At 63.2% G+C, this 351-nt stretch carries 1 protein-coding gene; it reads left to right on the forward strand.

The window, feature by feature from the left end; translation table 11 throughout:
* The coding region (locus tag NE591_RS13390; RefSeq protein WP_256156879.1) for a hypothetical protein at positions 1 to 193 on the forward strand (193 nt) is incomplete at its 5' end.
* Positions 194 to 351: the final 158 nt, after the last annotated feature.

Below are 351 nucleotides of genomic sequence, written 5' to 3' on the forward strand. Positions count from 1 at the left end.
CTGCTGGATTCAGGGACGCCTTCGCCAGGCGGCCGATGGATGCTCGACCCACGAGTTCGTTGCGAACCTCCTGAAGGTGCCAGCCCCCTACCAGCTGGAGGCCATCCTCTCTCTCGGCATGCCCGAAGCCGAAGCCCCGCGGCGCCCCTTCGATGAAGCACTGCTGGGGAAGGTGCACGATGAGCGCTTCTAATCATCAAGGGCGTCTCTGTTCGGTAACGGCGGGGCGCCCCAGGCGGTTCCCTTCTCTTTGGCGGCTATGATGCGACGCAGCTGCTGCTGCCTGAAAGCGGGACGGCAGCGCGCCCCTTGACCCGTAGACGAGAGGAACATCATGGAAAACGTGGTTAT

Source organism: Adlercreutzia sp. DFI.6.23, assembly GCF_024462535.1.
GTDB classification, from domain to species: Bacteria; Actinomycetota; Coriobacteriia; order Coriobacteriales; family Eggerthellaceae; genus Adlercreutzia; species Adlercreutzia rubneri.